The organism is Streptomyces formicae (genome assembly GCF_002556545.1).
In the GTDB taxonomy this organism is placed as follows: Bacteria; Actinomycetota; Actinomycetes; order Streptomycetales; family Streptomycetaceae; genus Streptomyces; species Streptomyces formicae_A.
This window is the reverse complement of the sequence record NZ_CP022685.1, coordinates 4,208,150-4,225,953: the sequence shown is the minus strand read 5'-3', so window position 1 is coordinate 4,225,953 and position 17,804 is coordinate 4,208,150. Positions and strand designations below refer to the sequence as shown.

Annotated in this window: 16 protein-coding genes; 8 read left to right on the top strand and 8 right to left on the bottom strand. The window is 72.9% G+C overall.

Going from position 1 to position 17,804, the window contains the following annotated elements; genetic code table 11:
- Positions 1–45 precede the first annotated feature (45 nt).
- Complete coding sequence (locus KY5_RS17870; protein ID WP_418952790.1) at positions 46–1,377, top strand: MFS transporter; 1,332 nt, start codon at positions 46–48, stop codon at positions 1,375–1,377.
- Here the strand turns inward: KY5_RS17870 and KY5_RS17865 are convergent.
- Positions 1,367–2,014 carry a flavin reductase family protein gene (locus KY5_RS17865; protein WP_234362775.1) on the bottom strand — a complete coding sequence of 216 codons (648 nt, stop codon included), beginning with the start codon at positions 2,012–2,014 and terminating at the stop codon, positions 1,367–1,369. The genes KY5_RS17870 and KY5_RS17865 overlap by 11 nt on opposite strands.
- Before the next feature lie 83 nt (positions 2,015–2,097).
- Here KY5_RS17865 and KY5_RS17860 point away from each other — a divergent pair, with 83 nt between their 5' ends.
- Positions 2,098–3,060, top strand: a complete 963-nt coding sequence (locus KY5_RS17860) for a hypothetical protein (protein WP_159072549.1) — start codon at positions 2,098–2,100, stop codon at positions 3,058–3,060.
- A 155-nt stretch (positions 3,061–3,215) separates the two neighbouring features.
- Here the strand turns inward: KY5_RS17860 and KY5_RS17855 are convergent, their stop codons facing one another.
- From KY5_RS17855 to KY5_RS17845, 3 genes are all read right to left on the bottom strand, one after another.
- Positions 3,216–4,046, bottom strand: coding sequence for an enoyl-CoA hydratase/isomerase family protein (locus tag KY5_RS17855; protein ID WP_098243190.1), 831 nt, complete (start codon positions 4,044–4,046; stop codon positions 3,216–3,218).
- 109 nt (positions 4,047–4,155) lie between these two features.
- Positions 4,156–6,381: an acetate--CoA ligase family protein gene (locus tag KY5_RS17850; protein ID WP_098243189.1), complete on the bottom strand. Its 2,226-nt coding sequence runs from the start codon at positions 6,379–6,381 to the stop codon at positions 4,156–4,158.
- Between the two features lie 348 nt (positions 6,382–6,729).
- The gene (locus KY5_RS17845) at positions 6,730–7,899 is read right to left on the bottom strand and encodes a flavin-containing monooxygenase (RefSeq protein WP_098243188.1); all 1,170 of its coding nucleotides are present in this window, start codon (positions 7,897–7,899) and stop codon (positions 6,730–6,732) included.
- Between the two features lie 197 nt (positions 7,900–8,096).
- On the opposite strand from KY5_RS17845, the gene KY5_RS17840 reads away from it, so the two are divergent.
- The 3 genes from KY5_RS17840 to KY5_RS17830 all read left to right on the top strand — a co-directional run bounded on the left by KY5_RS17840 (position 8,097) and on the right by KY5_RS17830 (position 9,992).
- Positions 8,097–8,546, top strand: coding sequence for a DoxX family membrane protein (locus KY5_RS17840; protein WP_098243187.1), 450 nt, complete (start codon positions 8,097–8,099; stop codon positions 8,544–8,546).
- Positions 8,546–9,004, top strand: a complete 459-nt coding sequence (locus KY5_RS17835) for a Zn-ribbon domain-containing OB-fold protein (RefSeq protein WP_098243186.1) — start codon at positions 8,546–8,548, stop codon at positions 9,002–9,004. The genes KY5_RS17840 and KY5_RS17835 overlap by 1 nt, the downstream gene beginning before the upstream one ends.
- Positions 9,005–9,119: 115 nt before the next feature.
- Entirely contained in the window at positions 9,120–9,992 is an 873-nt protein-coding gene (locus KY5_RS17830) for a GNAT family N-acetyltransferase (protein WP_098243185.1), read from the top strand.
- A gap of 19 nt (positions 9,993–10,011) precedes the next feature.
- Here KY5_RS17830 and KY5_RS17825 read toward each other — a convergent pair whose 3' ends face one another.
- Together KY5_RS17825 and KY5_RS17820 are read right to left on the bottom strand one after the other, a co-directional pair.
- Complete coding sequence (locus tag KY5_RS17825; protein ID WP_098243184.1) at positions 10,012–10,692, bottom strand: pyridoxine/pyridoxamine 5'-phosphate oxidase; 681 nt, start codon at positions 10,690–10,692, stop codon at positions 10,012–10,014.
- Between the two features lie 81 nt (positions 10,693–10,773).
- Positions 10,774–11,955 (bottom strand): thiolase C-terminal domain-containing protein, encoded by a 1,182-nt coding sequence (locus KY5_RS17820; protein ID WP_098243183.1) that lies wholly within the window; start codon positions 11,953–11,955, stop codon positions 10,774–10,776.
- 193 nt (positions 11,956–12,148) lie between these two features.
- On the opposite strand from KY5_RS17820, the gene KY5_RS17815 reads away from it, so the two are divergent.
- Both KY5_RS17815 and KY5_RS17810 read left to right on the top strand, forming a co-directional pair.
- Positions 12,149–13,402, top strand: coding sequence for an acyl-CoA dehydrogenase family protein (locus tag KY5_RS17815; protein ID WP_098243182.1), 1,254 nt, complete (start codon positions 12,149–12,151; stop codon positions 13,400–13,402).
- On the top strand, positions 13,402–13,878 hold the full coding sequence (locus KY5_RS17810) for a nitroreductase family deazaflavin-dependent oxidoreductase (protein WP_098243181.1): 477 nt from the start codon (positions 13,402–13,404) through the stop codon (positions 13,876–13,878). The genes KY5_RS17815 and KY5_RS17810 overlap by 1 nt, the downstream gene beginning before the upstream one ends.
- A gap of 79 nt (positions 13,879–13,957) precedes the next feature.
- Here KY5_RS17810 and KY5_RS17805 read toward each other — a convergent pair whose 3' ends face one another.
- Positions 13,958–14,605: a TetR family transcriptional regulator gene (locus KY5_RS17805; protein WP_055544320.1), complete on the bottom strand. Its 648-nt coding sequence runs from the start codon at positions 14,603–14,605 to the stop codon at positions 13,958–13,960.
- 288 nt (positions 14,606–14,893) lie between these two features.
- Between KY5_RS17805 and KY5_RS17800 the strand changes: the two genes are divergently transcribed.
- Positions 14,894–17,254, top strand: coding sequence for a serine/threonine-protein kinase (locus tag KY5_RS17800; protein WP_098243180.1), 2,361 nt, complete (start codon positions 14,894–14,896; stop codon positions 17,252–17,254).
- Between the two features lie 21 nt (positions 17,255–17,275).
- Here KY5_RS17800 and KY5_RS17795 read toward each other — a convergent pair whose 3' ends face one another.
- Positions 17,276–17,794: a hypothetical protein gene (locus KY5_RS17795; protein WP_324962807.1), complete on the bottom strand. Its 519-nt coding sequence runs from the start codon at positions 17,792–17,794 to the stop codon at positions 17,276–17,278.
- Between the last annotated feature and the right edge of the window lie 10 nt (positions 17,795–17,804).

The following is a 17,804-nucleotide window of genomic DNA, read 5'->3' as shown; positions in this document are numbered from 1 at the left end:
CTCCGGCCACTCGTTCGGACCGGACCATTTCCGGATCCTGATGACGTGACCCAGACAACCGAACCCGCGGAGCTGATCCCCGAACCCGGGCAGGAGCGCCGCACGCCGCGCGCACGCCGCGCGTCCCGCATCCACCGCGCGTGGTTCGTCGCCGCGGTGACCTTCGTGACGATCATCGGCGCGGCCGCCTTCCGCTCCCTTCCCGGGCTGCTCATCGATCCGCTGAACGACGAGTTCCACTGGTCGCGCGGCACCATCGGGCTCGCGGTCTCCATCAACCTCGCGCTGTACGGTCTGACCGCCCCGTTCGCCGCCGCGCTGATGGACCGCTTCGGCATCCGCAGGGTCGTCGCGGTCGCCCTCGTCGTCATCGCGTTCGGCTCGGGCCTGACGGTCTGGATGGACTCCGCCTGGCAACTGCTGCTCTGCTGGGGGCTGCTCGTGGGCCTCGGCTCCGGGTCGATGGCGCTCGCCTTCGCGGCCACCGTCACCAACCGCTGGTTCACCGCACGGCGCGGCCTGGTCACCGGCATCCTGACGGCCGCCTCCGCCTCCGGCCAGCTGATCTTCCTGCCGGTCCTCTCCTGGATCGTCGAGAAGCACGACTGGCGCCCCGCCGCGGTGACGGTCGCGCTCGCCGCACTCGCCGTGGTCCCCTTCGTCTGGCTGCTGCTGCGCGACCACCCGGCCGACGTGGGCCTGAAGCCGTACGGCTCCCAGGAGTTCGTGCCGAAGCCGCCGCCGGTCACGGGGGCCGCGCGGCGCACGGTCGGCGTGCTGGCCAAGGCGGCGCGCACGGGCCCCTTCTGGCTGCTCGCGGGCACCTTCGCGATCTGCGGCGCCTCCACGAACGGCCTGGTCCAGACGCACTTCGTGCCCGCGGCGCACGACCACGGCATGAAGATCACGACGGCCGCCTCGCTGCTCGCCGTCATCGGGGTCTTCGACGTCGTGGGGACGATCGCGTCCGGCTGGTTCACGGACCGCTTCGACGCCCGGCGGCTGCTCGCCGTCTACTACGCGCTGCGCGGCATCTCGCTGCTGTTCCTGCCGATGCTCCTCATGGAGACCGTGCATCCGCCGATGATCTTCTTCATCGTCTTCTACGGCCTCGACTGGGTGGCGACGGTCCCGCCGACGCTGGCGCTGTGCCGCGAGCAGTACGGCGACGACAGCGCGATCGTCTTCGGCTGGGTCCTGGCATCGCACCAGGTGGGCGCCGCCCTGGTGGCCTTCCTCGGCGGTCTGGCGCGGGACACCTTCGGCTCGTACGACGTGGTCTGGTACGCCTCGGGCGCGCTGTGCGCGGCGGCGGCGCTGATGGCGCTGGTGATCCGGAGCGGCGATCAGCCGAAGGCGCTGCCCGTCAGCTCGTGAAGCGGCCGAACCTGCCCCGGTGGAAGAGCAGCGGCTCGCCGTCGGCCTCGGCGGCCCCGGTGCCGAGCGCGTCGACGCGGCCGACCACGATCAGGTGGTCGCCGCCGGTGTGCACGGCCTGGACGGTGCAGTCGATCCAGGCGGGCGCACCGGCAAGGCGCGGCGCACCGGACACCGGGGCCGCGTCGTAGGCCACCCCCGCGAACTTGTCGGCGCCGCTCACCGCGAAGCCGCGGCAGAGTTCGCCCTGGTCGGCGCCCAGGACGTTCACGCAGAAGACGCCCGCGCGCGCGATGCGGGGCCATGTCGTCGAGGTGCGCGCCACCATGAAGGAGACCAGCGGCGGGTCGAGGGAGAGCGAGGAGAAGGACTGGCAGGCGAAGCCCGCGGGACCCGGCTCGCCGTCCGCGGCGGGTGCGGTGATGACGGTCACGCCCGTCGCGAAGTTGCCCAGCACGCGCCGGAATTCACCGGGGTCGAGCGGCGCCCGCTCGTCGTCGCCGACCGCGCGCAGTCGGGGGCGCGGCGGGCCGTAAGGACCGGCCGCGTCCTGGTGAGCTTCGACGGGTCCCGTGGTGGGGGCCCCGACCGACCTGAGGTATCGGACGGCGGTGGCCGCCATCCCTGCGTGTCCCATCACATCCCCCATTGAAGCTGACGGGGTGTCAGATGGGAAGGGTGCTGCCGGACCTCACCGGACCCTTGCGTATCTTCAGGCCCATGAACTGGGGGAACGCCGTCAGAACCGCGTCGCGCGGCGGCACCGGAGACGTCCGGGGCGGCACGGGAGACGTCTGGGACGGCAGCACCATGACAGCCGCCGCGGCCGCGTGCGCGGCGCAGTTGCCGGTGGCCGGATTCCTCGCGTACGTCCTGTCGCTCGACAACGACGACTACGGAGCGGGCGGCGGCCCCTACCTCGGCCTCGCCTGCGCGATCGTCTTCGCTCCGCTGCTCCTGCCGCTCGCCGGCGTGGTGCACTCCGCGCTGCAGACGCTGCCCGCGATGGCACTGGGGCGCCTCGCGGACCGGTGGCGGTGGCGGCGTCCGCGACGGGGCGGGGGCCGGGAGCGGGCCTGGTCCCTGGGGCTCGCGCTGGCCGCGCAGGTGCCGGTCGGCGCCGCGTGGGCGGCCTTCTTCGCCCTCTTGGGCGGCCCGTTCGTCGCGCTGACGCTGGGTGCCGCGGCGAGCGGCGTGGTGCCCGTCCTCGCGGTCGCGTACTGGCGGCGACAGGGCGAACGCCTCGGCGGCATGCCACGACGGCGCAGGATCTGGCTCCGCTCGGCCCTCGCGTCCGTGGTCGTCGGCGTGGCCGTCGTGGGGCTCGCGGTACTCGCCACGGTGACGGGCCTCATCAAGGAGTACGAGCCGCCGCAGCCCTCACCCCGGCAACTCGCGGGAACCTGGCTGTCCGACGACGGGAAGACCGCGTTCACGCTGGGGGACGACGGGCGAGCGGTGGTGCCACGCGCGCGTGGGGAGTGCGGGGGCGCCGGAACGTGGACGGTGAGCACCGACGAGCCGATGAACGGCGCGCCGCCGCGCCCGACGGTCGTGATCGAGGTCGACGGGTGCGAGGGCGCCCGGTCCTGGATGATCGGCGGCACGGAGGACGACCTCGAACTCTTCGTGGTGAACGGGGACATGGACGCGCCGGACGTGGAGAAGCTGCATCGGGGATAGGACGGATCGACGGCTGGGGGGGGGAAGGGGGCGTCAGTACGCTCCGTACGTATCTGCGCGGTCCGTCCGCAGCGGTCGTCAACGCCTCACCTGCGTAGCAGTCGTCACGCCCCACCTACGCAACAGTCGTCAACGCCCCACGTACGGAGCCGTCTTCAGCGCCCTTCGTACGAAGGTGACCGGCGCTCCACGAAGCTCGCCACGCCCTCGTTCGCGTCCGCCGTCGTCATGTTGATCTCCTGCGCCGCGGCCTCGGCGGCGAACGCCGTGGCGCGGTCCGACTCCAGCGCGGCGTTGACCAGGTGCTTGGTCATCGCGAGCGCGCGGGTGGGTCCGGCGGCCAGGCGCTCCGCCCACTCCCGGGCCGTCTTCTCCAGCTCCTCGGCGGGAACGACGCGGTTGACGAGTCCAAGGCGCTCGGCGTCCGCCGCGGACACCGCGTCACCGAAGAACATCAGCTCCTTGGCCCGCTGCGGCCCGATGAGCCGGGGCAGCAGATAGGCGCCGCCGCCGTCCGGCACCAGGCCGCGGCGCACGAACACCTCGATGAACTTAGCGGGTTCGGCGGCGATGACCAGGTCGCAGGCGAACGCCAGGTGGGCGCCGATCCCGGCCGCGGTGCCGTTCACCGCGGCGATCACCGGCTTCTCGCAGTCGAGTACCGCGGCGATCAGCCGCTGCGCGCCCCGCTTGATGGTGCGGGCGACGTCGCCCGGCACGCGCTCGCCGGTGGCGGGCGCGCCGCGCAGGTCGGCGCCCGCGCAGAACCCCTTGCCGGTGGCGGTGATCACCACGGCCCGCACTGCGGGGTCGGCCGAGGCGTCGGCGAGTAGCGCGATGACGCGTTCGCGCTGGTCCCAGGTGACAGCGTTCATGGCGTCGGGGCGGTTGAGCGTGATCCACGAGACGCCGTTGTCAGTGGTGTGGAGTATCAATGAGTCGAGGGGATCACGGGGATCGCGGGGGGCTTCGGGGGAGGGTGTCATGGGGGATCGGCTCCGTTTCGTGCGGACGGTGGCGCGGCGGCGACGCGGGCCGGGCGGGCCTGCGCGCCGGGTGGAAGGACTGGTGGGGCGGGCCGTCGGCGCGGTCCGTTCAGCGGCAGACGGCGAGCGCGTCGAGGGCCACGGCGCCCTGCCCCCGGGGCAGCACCATCAACGGGTTGATGTCGAGTTCGGCGAGGTCGTCACCCAGTTCGAGGGCCATCCGCTGCACCCGCAGGACGACTTCGACGAGCGCGTCGACATCGGCGGGCGGCGCCCCCCTGACCCCGTCGAGCAGGGCGCGCCCGCGCAGTTCGGACAGCATCGCCTTCGCCTGGTCCTCCCCGAAGGGCGGCACGCGCACGGCCGCGTCCCTGAGGACCTCGACGAGCACGCCACCGAGCCCGACGGTCACCGTGGGTCCGAACAGGGAGTCGTGGGTGACGCCGACGACCATCTCGACCCCCGGCTCGACCATCTGGCAGACCAGTACGCCGTCCAGCGCGATGCCCTCGTAGCGGGCGATGTCGGTGAGCTCCCGGTAGGCGTCGCGGATCTGGCTCGCCGAGGTCAACCCGACCTTCACCAGGCCCAGTTCGGTCTTGTGCGCGAGCTGCGGGCCCGACGCCTTCATGACGACGGGGTAGCCGACGAGCCCGGCCGCACGGACGGCCGCCGCGGCGCTGGTCACCAACTGCTCGCGCGGTACACGAATCCCGTACGCGCGCAGCAGTTGCTTCGCCGCGTGCTCGCTGAGCTGCTGGCCCGGCCGCATCAGGGCCTGGGCCTTGCGGAAGGAGGGCGAGGGGGAGCGCGGCGCCTCGTCGAAGGGCGAGCGGTAGGCGGCCGTGAAGCGGTGGTGGTCGAGATAGGCGCCCACCGCCGTGATGCAGTTGGCGAACGTACGGAAGGTGGCGACGCGCGAGGAGCCGAGCAGCGTGTGGCGGTACGCGTCCTCGGTGCCGACCGGCGAGCCCCACACCACGCACACCAGCTTGTCCGTCTGCTCCGCCGCGTCCACCAGGTCCTGCGCGAGCTTGTCGCTCATCGGCGGGAAGGGCCCGGTGATCGGACAGATCAGCACCCCCACCTCAGGGTCGTCGAGGAGGGCGTCGATGATCTTGCGGCCGCGCCAGTCGCCGACCGGGTGGCCGCCGTTGTCGACGGGGTTGGCGACGTTCAGGTACTCCGGTATCCACTGGTGCAGTTCCGCCTGCTTGGCGTCGGAGAGCGTGGGAAGCCGAAGCCCGCGCTCGCTCGCCAGGTCGGAGAAGTGCGCGCCCGTGCCGCCCGAGATCGAATAGACGACGACGCCGTCGGCGCTCGGCCTGCGCGCCCTCGCCAACAGGGCGGAGGTGTCCTGGAGTTCGTCGAGCCCGTCCACGCGGATCACGCCGAACTGCCGCATCGCCGCGTCCACCACCGTGTCGGCGCCGGTCAGTTTGCCGGTGTGTGAGGCGGCCATGCGGGCGCCGGTCTCGGTGCGGCCGACCTTGACCGCGACGACGGGCACCCCGCGCCGGGCCGCCCGGTCGGCGGCGAGCAGGAACGAGCGGCCGTCCTTGAGGCCCTCCACGTAGCAGGCGATGGCCCCGACCTCGGGGCGCTCGGCGAAGTAGGAGATGAAGTCGGCGGTCTCCAGGTCGGCCTCGTTGCCGGTGGGTGCCCAGTGCGAGAGGCGGACGCCGAGTTCCTGCATGGTGAAGACCGGGCGGCCCTGGTGTCCCGACTGGGTGATCAGCGCGATGGCGGGGCCTTCGAGGTCGTCGCGGAAGTGCTCGAAGGCGTTGAGGTTGGTGTTCGGCCCGAGCAGCCTGAGCCCGGAGCGTCCCACGGCCGCGGCGAGCCTGGCCTGGGCGGCCGCGCCCTCCTCGCCGGTCTCGGCGAACCCGGAGGCGAAGGCGACGGCGAAGCGCACCTTCTCCTCGGCGAGCTGCTCGATCACGGGGCCCGGGTCGCCGACCAGCAGAACGGCCAGGTCGACCTGTTCGGGCAGGTCCGCGACGGAAGGGAAGCAGGGGATGCCGAAGACGGACTGACGGGTGGGGTGCACGGGATGCAGTCGCGCGCCGACCCGCTCGGCCCAGGCGATCAGTTGCCGGGTGATGCCGGTGTTGGGGCGGCCTTCGGCGTCCGACGCGCCGATGACGGCGACGGACTCGGGCCGGAAGAAGCGGTCGAGGTCGGGTACGTCGGCGTGCAGCGGTCGGCCGCTGACGTCCAGGTCGTCCGCCGTGGCGGCCCTGCCGTGGACGGCGGGGGGTGGGAGTTCGCCGCAGGCCACAACATGCGCGCGGCGGGGGTCGGTGGTGAAGGTGCCGTGAGTCGATCCAAGCATCGGTCCGCCCGCTCCTGTGTGACAGCATTTAACTGACGCACAGTCAGATTACTGAACTGACGCTGTGTCAGGAACAGGGCTGCAGGCAAAGGCTGGCGGGGGCGCCTTGGGTGGGGGCGGGGTGGGGTGGTGCGGTGCGGCGCTGTGCGGGGTGGGTGCGGGCTCGTTGTGGTTGCTCGCGCCGTTCCTCGCGCCCCTTGCGCCGTTCCTCGCGCCCCTAAAAGACTGCGCAGTTCCCCGCGCCCCTAAACGGCTGCGTCGTTCCTCGCTTGTTCCTGGGTGGCCGCGTCGTTCCTCGCGCGGATCAAGGATTGCGCAGTTCCCCGCGCCCCTGAGCGGGGGGAGGGGCTAGGTGTGGTGGCGGCGGGCTATTGCCTTGGCGATCTTTTCTGCGTCTCGGGAGAGTTCGCGGAGCATTCCGCTGATGGGGTTGGTGAAGCCGGTGAAGTAGAGGTCGGGGGACTGGGGGGAGGTGCGGGGGCCGTGGGTGGTGGGGCGGCCCCGGGCGTCCAGGGGGGTGAGGGTGCCCACCAGGGGTTCCAGGGCGCGGCGGTAGCCCGTCGCGGCGATGACCGTTTCCGGGGCGATGAGCGTGCCGTCGGCGAGGGCCACCTTGCCGTCCTCGAAGGACTCCACCGCGGCGACCGGCTCGACGCGCCCCGCGCGCACCGCGTCGATCAGGCCCACGTCCTGGACCGGGATCGCCCCCTCGTTGGCCCGCGAGTACAGGCCGGTCTCGGGGCGGGGCAGGCCCTTGGCCGACAGGTCGGGGACGCTGATCCGGGCGAGCGGGCCCGACAGGCGGTCGACCAGGGCGACCGGCAGCCGCCGGCACAGGATGCCCGTGCGCTGCGCGGGCCACCCGGCCGTGGACCTGCGCACGATGTGCGGCGCCGTGCGCACCGCGAGCCGCACCCGGGACGCGCCGCCCTCGACGAGGTCGACGGCGATCTCGGCGCCGGTGTTGCCGACGCCGACGACCAGGACGTCCTTGCCCGCGTAGGGGGCGGGGTCGCGGTAGGCGCTCGCGTGCAGGAGTTCGCCGGAGTAGGTCTCCAGGCCGGGCCAGTCGGGGAGGTGCGGGGTGTGGTTGTAGCCGGTGGCGACGACGACCGCGCTGCCCGTCAACTCCCGCCCGCCGGTGGCGTGCAGGAGCCAGCCGGTGCCGTCGGGGGCACGTTCGAGGCCGGTCACCTCGACGCCGGTGACGACGTCGAGGCAGTGGTACTCGGCGTACTTCTCCAGGTAGCGGACCACGTTGTCACGTGCCACCCAGCGACCGAACGACCTGGGGATGGGCAGGCCGGGCAGGCCGGAGAGCCGGCGGGTCGTGTGCAGCCGGAGGCGGTCGTAGTGGCCGCGCCAGGAGGCGCCGACGCGTTCGGACTTCTCCAGGACGACCGCGCGTATGCCGCGTGCGCGCAGGGCCGCCGCCACGGAGAGCCCGCCGGGACCGCCGCCGATGACGTAGACGGGGCGGTCCTGCTGGGTCGTGAGCGGAGGTGTCGAGTCGGCCATGACTGGAGAGTAACCGCGCGATTACTTGATGGGTGACGGTCAAGTCCGGAACCGGTTGCGAATTGATCACGGGGTGTGCGCGGCTCCGGCCCCTTGCGCACCGGCCTTCCCTTGCGCTGAACTGACGTACCGTCAGAAACGCGTGACCGCCGACCGACGTGCGCGTACCCGTAAGCCGAAGGAGAAGAGGCCACGGCATGGACTCGATCTGGCTCACCGGCGCCGAATGGCTCGCCGTGCTCCGCATAGGTCTCGGCCTGTGGTGGCTGGAGGGCTGGCGCCACAAGGACAAGAAAGGCTGGTTCGAGCGGGGTACGGGCATCGCGTGGGCGTCCGACGTGGCCGCCGAGCACCGGTGGAACGCGGTCCGCAGCGGCTTCGACACGGTCGTCGCGCCCCGGCCGAGGACGATGGCGTACGTCGTCGTCTATGCCGAACTCGCCCTGGGCCTCGGCCTGATCGTCGGCTTCCTCACCCCGATCGCACTGATCGGCGGCCTGCTCCTCAACCTCATCTATCTCGTCCTGATGATCCACGACTGGGCCGAGCAGGGGCAGAACGCGATGATGGCGCTCGCCTCGCTCGTCGCCCTCCTCGCCATGTCCTGGCAGAGCTGGTCCCTCGACAACACGATCGGACTCTTCTGATGGGCGGCGGCATGGGTACGGACGGCATGCGGTTCGATCTTCCGGAGGCCGATGCCTTCACCCGCCCCTACTGGGACGCGGCGGCGGAGGGCCGACTCCTGATCCGCCGCTGTGGGGCGTGCGGCGCGGCGCACCACTATCCGCGCGAGTTCTGCCCGCGGTGCTGGAGCGAGGACGTCACCTGGGAGCGGGCCAGCGGCCGGGCCACGCTCTACACGTGGTCGGTGGTCCACCGCAACGACCTGCCCCCCTTCGGCGGCCGCGTCCCCTACGTCGCCGCGGTCGTCGACCTCGCCGAGGGCCCGCGCATGATGACGGAGATCGTCGGCTGCGCGGTGGGGGAGGGGCAGGGAGAGGGAGAGCTGCGGGTCGGGATGGCGGTGGAGGTGGCGTTCCGGGAGGTCGGGGACTACGTGGTGCCCGTGTTCGAGCCCCCGGGGCGCGTGGGGCGCGGGTAGCGAGCGACGGGGCGGGGGCTGGGGTCGGCGCCGGGGTGGTGCCTCGGGCGACCGGGCCGGGACACGTCCCCGAAATGCTTTTGTGCGGGTGGAGACGCTCCGTGCACCATGGGCCATGCCCTCCGAACCGCATCCCGCCTGGCAGTTGACTACCGATCTCGACGGGTTCCTCGCGCACGCCGAAGCGTTCCTGCACTCCGCGCCCGCCCCGCACACCGCCCTGCTCAGCGTCACGGACACCCTGCGCGCGCGGGGGCTCCAGGCGTACGGGAAGGGGGCGCCGCTCTTCGGTACGTACGCCGGTGCCGACGGCGATGTCCGTGGCGCCTTCGTGCGGACCCCTCCGCACCGCCTCTGCCCCAGTCCGCTCGACCCCGAGGCCGCGGAGGCCCTCGCCCGCCAGCTCGCCGACGTGAGTCCGGACCTGCCGGGGGTCGCCGCCGATGCCGCCACGGGGGAGGCGTTCGCCCGGGCCTGGGAGAAGCAGACCGGGGCCACCGCGTCGGCCGTGATCCATCAGCGGCTCTACCGGCTCGGCACCCTCACCCCGCCCGAGCCCGCGCCGCCCGGCCGCGCCCGCGTCGCCACCGGGGCGGACCGTGAGCTCCTGTCGCGCTGGCACGAGGAGTTCGGCGAGGCGGTCGGTGAGCGCCCGGCGATGGGCCCCGGCGCGTGGGTCGACTCGCGCCTCGCCTACGGAGGCATCACCCTCTGGGAGACCCCCGACGGCACCCCCGCCGCGATGGCCGGTGTCACCCGCCGCACGGCGGGCCAGGTCCGCGTCGCCCCCGTCTACACCCCGGCGGCGCTGCGCGGCCGCGGCTACGGGGGCGCCGCCACCGTGGCGGTCAGCCGCGCCGCCCTCGACGCGGGCGCGTCCGAGGTCCTGCTCTTCACCGACCTCGACAACCCGACCAGCAACAGCCTCTACCAGCGCATCGGCTACCGGCCCGTCCGCGACTACATCCAGTACGAGTTCACTTCCTAGGAGGGAGTCGGCGGCGACGCTAGGGCCACAGCAACTCGCGCACCCAGGCGCCGTGTTCGGTGGCTTGGTCAGCGTCCCACCGGTAGCGCAGCCGCACGTGCCGTCGCCGCGCGTCCCCCTGGAAGTACTCCACCTCGACCGGGTCGAGCACGTACAGCGTCCACGACGCCGCGTCCGCGTCCGGCTCGGCGGCCGCCCGCTCCCAGGCGTCCGCCGAGGCCCGCGCCAGCTCGTCCGAGGACGACAGGACTTCGCTCTGGTGACCCACGAGCGCCGCCGCGAGGGCGCCGGTCGAGCGGGCGTGCAGATCCGCGATCCCCTCGTGGTGGGGGGCCTCGGTCACCCTGCCGCGTACGCGGATCTGGCGGGCCAGCGCGGGCCAGTAGAAGTGCAGGGCGGCGGCCGGGCGGGCGGCGAGCTGGCGCCCCTTCGCACTGCTCGCGTGCGAGGCGAAGTGCCAGCCGCGCCGGTCGGCGTCGTGCAGCATCACCGTGCGTACGTCGGGCAGCCCCGCCTCGTCCACGGTCGCAAGGCCCATGGTGTGCGGCTCGGTCTGCCCGGCGGCCACCGCGTCCGCGAACCACGCGTGGAAGAGGGACAGCGGCTCCGCCGGTGCCGCCGCCGCGTCGAAGGCGGGCAGGTCGATGTCCCAGACCCGCTGCTCCCGCAGGAGCCGCTGGAACTCAGAGGATGACGTCATGGGCCGATTGTGACGCGTGAGGATCCGCTGTGACGTGTGAGGATCCGCCGACCGCGCCCCGGCCTGCCGAGTCCCTTCCTCTCACCCCCGCCCCAACACCACCGTTCCCGAAGAGCAGAACCACCCACCCGTCCCCGAAGCCACCGCCAGCTTCGGCAGGTCTCCGTCCGGGCGCCGCACCTGCCCGTCGCCCGCCTGCCCCCGCAGTTGACGTACCGCCTCCACCATCAGGAACAGCCCCCGCATGCCGGGGTGTTGGGCCGACAGGCCGCCGCCGTCCGTGTTGGTCGGGAGTTCGCCGTCCCGGAGGAGTCTGCCCTTCTCCACGAAGGCGCCGCCCTCGCCCTTGGCGCAGAAGCCGAGGTCCTCCAGGGTCACCATCGTCATGTAGGTGAAGGCGTCGTAGATCTGTGCGATGTCGACGTCGGCGGGACGCACGCCCGCGCGTTCGAACGCCAGGCGGCCGCTGACCGCCGCGGGGGAGACCGTGAAGTCGTCCCACTCGGACATCGTGGTGTGCGAGACGTGCTCGCCCGCGCCGAGGACCCACACCGGTTCGGACGCGCAGTCCGGTACGTAGTCCTCTGCGGCGAGCAGCACCGCGCAGCCGCCGTCGGAGCGTATGCAGCAGTGCAGTTTGGTGAACGGGTCCGCGATCATCGGGCCGCTCAGGACGTCGTCGACGGTGATCGGGTCGCGGAACATCGCGTCCGGATTGGTCGCCGCGTTCGCCCGCGCCTGGACCGCCACCGAGGCGAGCTGTTCGAGGGTCGTGCCGTACTCGTGCATGTGGCGGCGCGCGGCCATCGCGTACTTCGCGATCAGGGAGTGCCCGTAGGGGACTTCGAACTGCAACGGGCCCCGCGCGCCGAACGACAGGTTGGACGTACGCCGTTTCGCCTTGATGTCCGCGCGGGCCGTCGAGCCGTACACGAGCAGAACGGCGTTGGCGCGGCCCGCCGCGATCGCCTCCGCCGCGTGCGCCGCCATCACCTCCCAGGTGGCTCCGCCGACCGACGTCGAGTCCACCCAGCGGGGTTTGATCCCCAGGTACTCCGCTACCTCGACCGGTGCGAGCGTGCCGAGGCCCGCCGACGCGATGCCGTCGATCACGTCGCGGCCGAGCCCCGAGTCGGCGAGCGCGCGACGTGCGGCCTGGGCGTGCAGGGCGTAGGGCGTGGCCTCGTCGACCCGGCCGCAGTCCGAGAGGGCCACGCCGACGACGGCGACCTTGCGGGAGGTGGAGCGGGTAGCAGTAGCCATGAATCTGACGGTACATCAGATATGGGGTGGTGGAGGAGGGGCGGGATCGCCCCGCCGACCCGTGGTGGGATCCCCCCCCCCACGCGGGCGCTCGACCCGTCGCCGCTCTGTGCATATCGCCGCCACCGTCCTAACATGACGGCCCGTCAGATCCGGGTCCGGGCCGTCCGGCGCCCGGGGGAGGAGCCTGCCGATGGACGCCGCCTTCAGCGCGGAGCAGGGCGAGATCCGCCGCACCCTTCGCGAAGTGATCACCAAACGCTGCGGCCCCGACGAGGTCAAGGCCGCCGTGCGCACCCCGGCCGGGTACGACGGCGCCCTGTGGGCCGCCCTCGCCGAACAGCTCGGGCTCCCGGGGCTCGCGCTCCCGGACGCGTACGGAGGCGTGGGCTGCACGGCGGCCGAACTCGCGCTCGGGTGCGAGGAGTTGGGGCGAGCCCTAGCGCCTTCTCCGCTCTTCGCCACCGCCGTGCTCGCCGCCCCGCTGATCCTCGCGCTCGGCACCGAAGAGCAGCGCGCCGAACTGCTTCCCCGCATCGCGTCGGGCGAGCTGACCGCGACGCTCGCCGTGCCCGGCACCGGGCTCGCCACGGCGCTCGGCCTGGTCGGCGACAACACCGGCGACTGGGCCGGTGGCGGGCGCGCGGGCGGGGTGCAGGCCCGGCTCTCTAAGGGCGCGTGGCGGCTCTACGGGCAGGCCGAGCAGGTCCTCGACGGGCACAGCGCGGGCCTCCTCGTGGTGGCCGCGCACGCGGGCGGCTTCGCCCGTTCCCGTACGCTCCTCTTCCTCGTGCGCGAGGGGGCCGAGGGCATGGCACGGGCGCGCCGGACCGCGCTCGACGAGACCCGCACCCAGGCCCGGATCGAACTGCGCGACGTGGCGGCCGAGTTGCTGGGCGGCGACGGGGCCGACGTGCCCGCCGCGCTCGCCGCCGTCGGTGACGTCGCGGCCACCGTCGTCGCCGCGGAGGCCGTCGGCGCCGCGGACCGGGTCATGGAGCGGACCGTCGAATACGTCAAGCAGCGCGAGCAGTTCGGGCGCGCGATCGGGTCCTTCCAGGCGGTCAAGCACCGCCTCGCCGACGTGTACGTCCAGGTGCAGGCCGCCAGGTCGGCCGCCTACTACGCGGCGTGGGCCGCGGGTGCCGAGGCCGCGGGCTTCGGCGGGCAGGGCGCCGAAAGGGCCGGTGGGCTCGCCCTCGCGCAGGGCCTCGACGCGCTGCGCACGGCCGCGTCCGAGGCGGTCCAGCTGCACGGCGGGATCGGCTTCACCTGGGAGCACGAGGCCCATCTGTACTTCAAGCGGGCGTCGAGCGACGAGCTGCTCTTCGGCCCCGTGCACCGGCTGCGGGCGCGCGCGGCCGAACGCGCGGAGCTGTTCGAGGAGGGCGTACGGCAGGAGGCGGCCGATGTCCACGCCGCCGCCGACCTGGGAGAGGCCGTCTGATGCCGCCGGGCATACGCCTGATGCAGAAGGTGTCGTCCACCCGGACGTTCGCGAAAGTCGCGCCGCGTTTCATCCCCGCGATGGACCGCGCGGTGCACCGCCTGACCCGGGGCAAGGTGCTGCTCAGCGCGAAGATGCTGCCGGGGGTGATCCTGACGGCGCGGGGGGCCAGGAGCGGCCTTCCCCGGCGTACGCCACTGGCGTGCATGCCGCAGGAGAGCACGGGCGGCTGGGTGCTCATCGGGTCCAACTTCGGGCGGCAAGGACACCCGGCCTGGACCGCGAACCTGCTGGCCAACCCGGACGCCGACATCAACTGGCGGGGCGCGGACATCCCGGTGCGGGCGCGGCTGCTGGAGGGGGAGGAGCGGGCGGCCGTGTGGAAGGAGGCGCTGGCGTTCTGGCCGCCGTACGCCGCGTACCAGTCCCGGATCGAGCGGGAGATCCGTCTGTTCAGGCTGGAGCGCCGCGCCTGAGGAGTACCGAGCACGGAGACCACAGCGGCGGATCACCTCCATGAGGCTGATCCGCCGCGGGGCTGACAGGAATTGTGTGCTACTTGGTCGGCTTCTTGCCGGTCACGCCCAAATGCACCAACAGTGCCAGATTCGGCTTCAGTTCGGCCTGCTTCACGCCCCAGGTCTGGAAGCCGCGCTGGTGCGAGGCGACCGCGGCGAGCATCGCGACCAGGGAACCGGCCATCGCCGCGGGGCTGACGTCCTTGTCGACCTTCCCCTTGGCCTGGAGCTCCTTCACCGTGTCGGTAAGGGAGTTGTTGACCGAGTTGAGGATCTTCATCCGGATCTTGTAGAAGCGCTTGTCGCCCTCGGCGGCGCCCAGGTCGACGACGCGCAGGATCGCGTCGTTCTTGCGCCAGAAGTCGAGGAATCCGTCGACCAGGTCCTGGGAGGTCTGCCAGCCGGCCTTGCCGACCCAGGATCGGCCGTCGAGCAGCTGGGTCAACTCGGCGCCCTCGGCGGCCATTTGCTCCGCGATCTCCAGGACCGCGCCCTCGACGTCCGGGAAGTACTGGTAGAACGTCGCGGGTGAAGTCCCCGCCTTCCGGGCGACGTCGATGACTTTGACGTCCCGGTAGGGCGAGGAGCTGAGCATCTCGCTGAGGCAGTCGAGCAGTTTCTGACGTGTCGCCTGACCACGTCGACCGGCCACACGGCCGTCGACGGTACGTACCTGTCCTGTCATGCCGTCAGCTTACCGAGGGGTGATCGGAGCGCGATTCGGCCGAGTGCAAATGGGGTTGGGGCGCGTGGGGGCGGCCCTCGGCGCGCTCGGGAATAATTGAGCAAGTGTTCGAATCTGGGTGGAGCGGGGGCGGGGATTTGTCCTTAGACACCCCGATCCCGCCCCGGGTTCGCCACGACCGGCTCGGACAGGAAGAATCAGGGTGCGTGCCGCCGTAGCGGCTCGGTGGTGAGACGCTGCACGGGGCTGCCTTGTACGGCGGTCGCGTACGGGGAGGTGGCAGGGCAAGTGGTGGATCAGCTGACGCAGCACGATCCCAGGCGGATCGGCCCGTTCGAGGTCCTCGGCAGGCTGGGCGCCGGAGGCATGGGCCTGGTCTATCTCGCGCGTTCCGCGTCGGGACGGCGCGTGGCGATCAAGACGGTGCGGACCGAGCTCGCCGAGGACCAGCTGTTCCGTGTCCGCTTCACGCGCGAGGTGGAGGCGGCGCGGGCCGTGTCCGGCTTCTACACGGCGGCCGTCGTGGACGCCGACCCGCGCGCTGCGGTGCCGTGGCTGGCCACGGCGTACGTCCCCGCGCCCTCGCTCGAGGAAATAGTGAATGAACACGGGCCGCTGCCCACCCAGGCGGTGCGCTGGCTGGCGGCGGGCGTGGCCGAGGCCCTGGAGTCCATCCACGGCGCGGGCCTGGTCCACCGTGACCTCAAGCCGTCCAACGTCCTCGTGGTGGAGGACGGGCCGCGCGTCATCGACTTCGGCATCGCGTCCGGCGTCTCCAACACCCGGCTGACCATGACCAACGTCGCCGTGGGCACCCCCGCGTACATGTCGCCGGAGCAGGCCAAGGACTCGCGCAGCGTGACCGGCGCCAGCGACGTCTTCTCGCTCGGCTCGATGCTCGTCTTCGCCGCCACCGGGCACGCGCCCTTCCACGGCGCGAACCCCGTCGAGACCGTCTTCATGCTGCTCCGCGAGGGTCCTGACCTGGAGGGACTGCCGGACGAGCTGCGTCCGCTCATCGAGACGTGCATGCAGATGGAGGCGCAGCTCAGGCCCACCCCGGCCGACCTCCAGGCCCAGCTCGCCCCCCACCTCTTCGCCTCCGAGAGCGCCGACGGCGACGACAGCGGCACCGCGTCCGCGTGGCTGCCCGAGCGGGCCGTCGCGCTCATCGAGGCGCGCAGGGGCGGCCGCCCGCCCGCGCGGGCCGCGGTCACCGGCGCGCGCAGCGGCGGCCGTGGCGCCGCCCCGGTCACCGCGCCGCCGCCCCCGCAGCAGCCCCCGCCGCCCGCGCCGTCCCAGGCGCCGTTCGCGCCCGCGCCCGACGCCGGGCCCGTGCGGCTCGCCGGGGCGAAGGTGTCGATCGGCCCGGGACCGCGGGTCGCCGCGGCCCGCTCGGCCCCCGGGCCCGGCGACACCGGGCTCGCCGCCTCCTGGTCGCGCTCCAAGGTCGCGGCCAACGGCATCGCCCCCGCGGCGCCCGCCCCGGTGCCCGCGCCCGCCCCGGCCCCGGACGCGACGTCCTGGCGGCCGTGGCGCTTCCGCATGTCCAACGACGTGTGGGGCACGCCCGCCGTCGCGGGCAACCTCGTCTACGTCACCTCCTTCGAGGTGCACGCCCTGGACGTCTCCACCGGCCGCCGCAGCTTCAAGACGCGGGACGTCGCCTGGTCCCTGTCCGTCGCCGACGGCCGCATCCACGCCTCCGACGGCCCCACGCTCTACGCCCTGGACGGCACCGACGGATCCGACCTGTGGCGCCTGCCGACCGACGCCTGGGTCTACTCCCTCCAGGCCGACAGGGGCACCGTCGTCACCGGCACGCGCGGCGGCGGCGTCCAGGCGTGGGAGGCGGCCAACGGCGAGAAGCTCTGGGAGATCACCGGGGCGCAGACCGACTTCGAGACGCCGGAGGCCGGGCCCGCCGTGTTCGACGGCACGGTGTACGTCTGGAAGGACGCGCGCCTGCGCGCCCTGGAGGCACGCACCGGCGAGGAACGCTGGTCGTACCCCGTCGGCGACGCGGCCTCCTGCGGCGGCGTCCCGGTGCGGCTCACCCAGGCGCAGGACGGCTACGTGTACGTGGCCGCGGGCAGCCGCGTCCTCGCGATCGACGTGGCGGGCGGCCACGTCCGCTGGCACTTCGAGGCGCCCGCCGCCTTCCTGTGCCCGCCCGCGTTCGCGCCGGGGCCCGCCGTGACGGGTGGCGGCGTCTACCTCGCCGACTACCTGGGCACGGTGTACGCGCTCGACGCGACCGACGGCCGCGACCGCTGGCGCATCGCCACCGAGTCCCGCTCCTCCATCGAGCCCGTCCTCGTCGCCGACGGCCACGTCCACGTGGGCAGCGGCAAGGGGCTCTACACCCTGGACGCGGTCACGGGCACGCCGAAGTGGCGGTTCCAGGCGGGCGGCGAGATCGTCGGCGCGCCCGTCGTCGCCGACCGGCGCATCCACTTCGGCTCCACCGACCACCTCCTGTACACGCTGAAGGCCGACGACGGCCGACTGCGCTGGAAGCTCGCCACGGGCGGGGAGATCACCGGGGCCCCGGTGGTGCGGGACGGGGTCGTGTACGCGTGCAGCAAGGACCGCTGCGTGTACGCGCTGGACGCGGAGCGGGGGACGGGGACGTCGCCTCGGTCCTGACCTGGTCGCCCCGGTCCTGACCTAGGGGGTGCGCGGGGGCCAGCCGTCGCCGTCGAGCGTCGGGGCCGTGGAGGTCGGTTCCGGTGCCGGTTCCGGTGTCGGTTCCGTACGGCGGGTGCGGCGGCCGCGCCCTGCCATGACCGCCGCGCCGAGCAGCAGGAAGACACCGCCGCCGAGGCTGTTCAGGAGCCCCTGACCGAGGCCCGAGCCGTCGCCCGCCACCGTGAGGCTGCCCTCGGCCTGGCCCTGGCGGACCATCCACAGCACCGTGAAGCCGAGGACGAGCACGCCCGCGAGCGCCACCAGGAGGCGAGCGCGCAGGACGACGCCGACCAGCGCGAGCAGCGCGGCGACGGCGAACGGCAGGAACACGGAGCCGAGGAGCTCGGCCTTCGCGTCCGTGATCCCGGCGCCCGAGAAGAGCTCGTCGAGGCGGAAGTACCGTCCGTGACGGCCGTCGTACCAGGCTTGGAAGGGGCTCCAGACGGCGGCCGTCGCTCCGATGAGAGCGAGGATCGACCCGAGGACGTTGCGGACCATGGCGGGCCTC